Origin of the sequence: Aeromonas sp. QDB23 (assembly GCF_027707745.1) — a bacterium.
GTDB lineage: Bacteria > Pseudomonadota > Gammaproteobacteria > Enterobacterales > Aeromonadaceae > Aeromonas > Aeromonas allosaccharophila.
In genome coordinates this window covers 1-4,206 of the sequence record NZ_JAPCJA010000112.1, presented here as the reverse complement: position 1 = coordinate 4,206, position 4,206 = coordinate 1, and the positions used below count along the sequence as shown (strand labels likewise).

The window sequence follows — 4,206 nt, the reverse complement described above, 5'->3', positions numbered from 1 at the left end:
ACCATTTCGCAGCAGCCGCCTGATCGGCGCAGAGCGACAGCCTACCTCTGACTGCCGCCAATCTTTGCAACAGAGCCCGCCGTGCTAGTCTGCTCGGTGATGGTGGAGTGAAGCCAACCCGCAATCGGGTTATGAATCTGCATCGCGATTCGCAATCAGCTGTCTCTTGAGCATGTCGAACTCCTGCGATGTTATCTCGCCGTGCTCGTGCTGCTACACCAACTTGTCCAACTCATCCGCCACACCGCTCCCCACCACCTGCGATGGCCAGGTTGTTTGCTGGGCGCATTGGCGGAGTATCGTCTCGACCCGGGACACCCACACCGGCACAACCTTACGGGAGTGATTCACTGTCAAAGAATCGGCCCGGTGCTCTGACGCAAGTATCGGGATGGTCACCATTTGTAAGCCGTAGACCTGAGTGGTGATCAAGACTTCGATACCACCGACCGTACCGGTACTAATCGACGACGGTCGTGTTCGTCGCCTGCCGCAGGGACTCTGCACACCTCCGTTTACGCATGTGCCTGGAGGAGTTGGAAATCGTCGTGTTCGGGAAACATTAAACACAGGATGGCAGCGATCTGAGCCAGCACATGATCAGCTAGCTCACCATCCGGATCGACGGCCCACTGCATCGTCGCGCCAGCGATGACCGAGTGCAGGAGCAACTCAGCTGCCGCAGGAGCACCTGGGGGCAGTCGCTTGCGGATCCCCTCCACCACCGCGCGGTTCCGCTGGATCGCAAGCGTGCGTAGCTCCGGCACCTGGAGCTCGTACCAGGAGATGAGATAGTTCACCGAGAAGTCGTTGCGAGTGTTCATGCTCCGAACGAGCACCTGCAAAAATTCCCAGAGCCCTTGCGGCCCTGCGCCTATCGGTATCGCATTCAGGTAATGCCGCACCTGCTCGACGCCGCGCTCCATCATCCTCACCAGCAGCGTATCGCGGTTGGTGAAGCGCTGGATTAACGCTGCGCGGGAGAGCCCCACCTCCTTTGCTACTCCGCTGAGCGTGAACTCTATGGGACCGCAACGCTTCAGCACTACGGTGGCGGCCTCGAGTACCTCGTCATCGGACTTGAGCTTGGGGCGGGGCATCAGTGTTCACCTTCTGTATGGGTTGGGGCGGAGGCTGTGGCTGCCGCCGCCATTGTAGCAAATTGAAGACGGAGCGAGAGTAGAGCCACGAGCCCCGCAAACACGGCCGATACAACGAGGCCAGGGAGCGGACCAGCAAGGTCGACAAACGCGCCGGCCGCAAGCATAACCATGGGCGAGGCTGACAGCATCACCGCCGAGACCGTGCCGAGTACCCGGCCGAGAAGTTCTGGCGGCGTGCGGTTGTAGATGGCAGCGTTGAGAATGGGAGAGACTGAGCCGGTCAGCAGTCCCACGAGCGCGCCCAACAACATCAGCACCGGCACGCCTGGCAACTGTGAAAGCAGAAGCGAGCCCACCGCAGAGCCACAAAATGCCACCGCCAGCCAGTTCTGCGCTGATATCCGGGCGCCGACCGACGCATGAATGGCAATGCCAAGGAGACCACCAGCCCCCATCATTGAGGAGAACAGCCCGAGCTCTGCTACTTGGCGTCCTGCATCTACAAACAGCGCAGGCATGATGACGCTGCCGTTGGCGCCAACGATGCCCACGAAGATCATCACTATACCAAAGAGAGGGCGCAGCAGGGGTTCGCTCCAGAGAAAAGCGACGCCGGCGCGCATGGAGAGAGTCGCCGTCGTGGTCATCGTCCGAGCGGCACGCGCGGGAAGCACCCACGCGCCGAGCAGACCTGCAAGGACGGAGCAGAACGCCGTCAGCCCGAGCGTTGGCGCAGCGCCAAGCAGGCCGATTGCGGCCCCCCCAAGGGCCGGGCCACCTAGAATCGCGACGTTCCCGATCACCGCTTTCAGTGACGAGACGCGCTCAACGGAGAGCCCGGCGACGTGGCCGAGTTTGGGCAGCTCACTGTCCTGCGCGGCCATACCGGGTGCGTCGAACGCGGCACCGAGCACCACGCAAGCGATCAGCCCAGTGTTCGAGAGGGCGCCAACGGCATCGAGCAGTGGGATGCTCGCCATGGCCACGCCGCCCACCACACCCGAGATCAATGCGACGGGCGCGCGCCCGAACCGATCGACGAGGCCACCACCAACCCACGCGCCGATGATGGTCGCGATGACGCTGCTAGCGGCCGTGGCGCCCGCCCAGGCCGCGCTCTTTGTATGAGACAGGACGAACCATGGAAGCGCGAGGGCCGCCACCGCGTTGCCGATCCGGAAGAGAAAGGTCGCCGCGAACAGCGTCGCGAGCGGGCTATATCGACGTTCGCTCATTCCGCTGCGGCGAGCTGCGCCTTCGCCGCAGCGAGGTACTCTTCGTTACCCGAGTCGAGGGCGAAGAGTGCGTAGGTGACCGCCCCGAACGCAAGGCGCTCCGCGATGTGGTGGGCGAGCCGCGGCCACACCCGGCCACCGGCCGCTTCATACGTGAGGAGGAGCTTCGCGAGCCCCTCTTCACCAAAGACCATAAGGTGCGCGGCCATGTCGATGGCAGGGTCATCAACGCGGGCCTCGCTCCAGTCGATCATCCCGCTGACGCGCTCCGTGTTGTCGATGAGCACATGGCCCACGTAGAGATCGCCATGCACCACCACGGAGAAATCTGGCCACGACGAATCGTCGTCGAGCCAGCGCTGCCACCGGTGGAGGCGCTTGTCGTTCACCACGAACTCGCGTCGGACGCGGTCAACGTCGTCGGCCACCTTCTGACGGGCCTGCGTCGGTGTACGGATGAGCATCCCCGCATCCACGGCGGCGGAAATGGGGACGGCATGCAGGGCGGCGAGCGCGGTCGCGAAGCTCTCCGCGAAGACCTCCGAGTCCTGCGGCACGACCCAGTCGGGCGTGGACGAACCAGGCTGGATGACCATCGCAGTCGAGTCTTCGAGCATGGGATAGGCAACGAGCTCGGCGTTGGCCACGCGCCAGTCCGGCACCGCGAACGGCAGGCGATTCTTGAGCATTGCCAGCACCCGCGCCTCTGGTTCGACCTTCGCGCTTACCTCGGCTCGGCGCGGGATGCGCAGCACCCACCGACGTCCATCGTCGACGGTGGCGATCACGATCCTATAGTCGAGCCCAAGCTCATTGACAGTCAGCGGGCCATGGAGCTTGAGCCCATGTCGGGCTGCAAGTGCGTACAGTTGGGAGGTATCGGCGGTCGTGACTACGGTCATGATTCACTCCTGAGGGCTTGACGGGTTTAGCCACCTAAATGTAACAGTCACGTCGGTTATATTCAATCCGGCACTGTTGCAAAGTTAGCGATGAGGCAGCCTTTTGTCTTATTCAAAGGCCTTACATTTCAAAAACTCTGCTTACCAGGCGCATTTCGCCCAGGGGATCACCATAATAAAATGCTGAGGCCTGGCCTTTGCGTAGTGCACGCATCACCTCAATACCTTTGATGGTGGCGTAAGCCGTCTTCATGGATTTAAATCCCAGCGTGGCGCCGATTATCCGTTTCAGTTTGCCATGATCGCATTCAATCACGTTGTTCCGGTACTTAATCTGTCGGTGTTCAACGTCAGACGGGCACCGGCCTTCGCGTTTGAGCAGAGCAAGCGCGCGACCATAGGCGGGCGCTTTATCCGTGTTGATGAATCGCGGGATCTGCCACTTCTTCACGTTGTTGAGGATTTTACCCAGAAACCGGTATGCAGCTTTGCTGTTACGACGGGAGGAGAGATAAAAATCGACAGTGCGGCCCCGGCTGTCGACGGCCCGGTACAGATACGCCCAGCGGCCATTGACCTTCACGTAGGTTTCATCCATGTGCCACGGGCAAAGATCGGAAGGGTTACGCCAGTACCAGCGCAGCCGTTTTTCCATTTCAGGCGCATAACGCTGAACCCAGCGGTAAATCGTGGAGTGATCGACATTCACTCCGCGTTCAGCCAGCATCTCCTGCAGCTCACGGTAACTGATGCCGTATTTGCAGTACCAGCGTACGGCCCACAGAATGATGTCACGCTGAAAATGCCGGCCTTTGAATGGGTTCATGTGCAGCTCCATCAGCAAAAGGGGATGATAAGTTTATCACCACCGACTATTTGCAACAGTGCCCATCGGCGTAGTAGTGGATGTGGTCGATGACAAAGCCGGTGCGGGTCAGCGTGCGCCGGAGGATCGGCAGAAAATCG

The 4,206-nt window shown here is 61.0% G+C and carries 4 protein-coding genes; all 4 read right to left on the bottom strand.

Going from position 1 to position 4,206, the window contains the following annotated elements; translation table 11 throughout:
• Positions 1-515 precede the first annotated feature (515 nt).
• Complete coding sequence (mphR(A), locus tag PG888_RS22475; protein ID WP_001137892.1) at positions 516-1,100, bottom strand: macrolide-binding transcriptional repressor MphR(A); 585 nt, start codon at positions 1,098-1,100, stop codon at positions 516-518.
• Positions 1,100-2,338 carry a macrolide resistance MFS transporter Mrx(A) gene (gene mrx(A) / locus PG888_RS22470; protein ID WP_000004159.1) on the bottom strand — a complete coding sequence of 413 codons (1,239 nt, stop codon included), beginning with the start codon at positions 2,336-2,338 and terminating at the stop codon, positions 1,100-1,102. The genes mphR(A) and mrx(A) overlap by 1 nt, the downstream gene beginning before the upstream one ends.
• Entirely contained in the window at positions 2,335-3,240 is a 906-nt protein-coding gene (locus PG888_RS22465; protein ID WP_000219391.1) for an Mph(A) family macrolide 2'-phosphotransferase, read from the bottom strand. The genes mrx(A) and PG888_RS22465 overlap by 4 nt, the downstream gene beginning before the upstream one ends.
• A gap of 121 nt (positions 3,241-3,361) precedes the next feature.
• Entirely contained in the window at positions 3,362-4,066 is a 705-nt protein-coding gene (locus PG888_RS22460; RefSeq protein WP_001067855.1) for an IS6-like element IS26 family transposase, read from the bottom strand.
• Between the last annotated feature and the right edge of the window lie 140 nt (positions 4,067-4,206).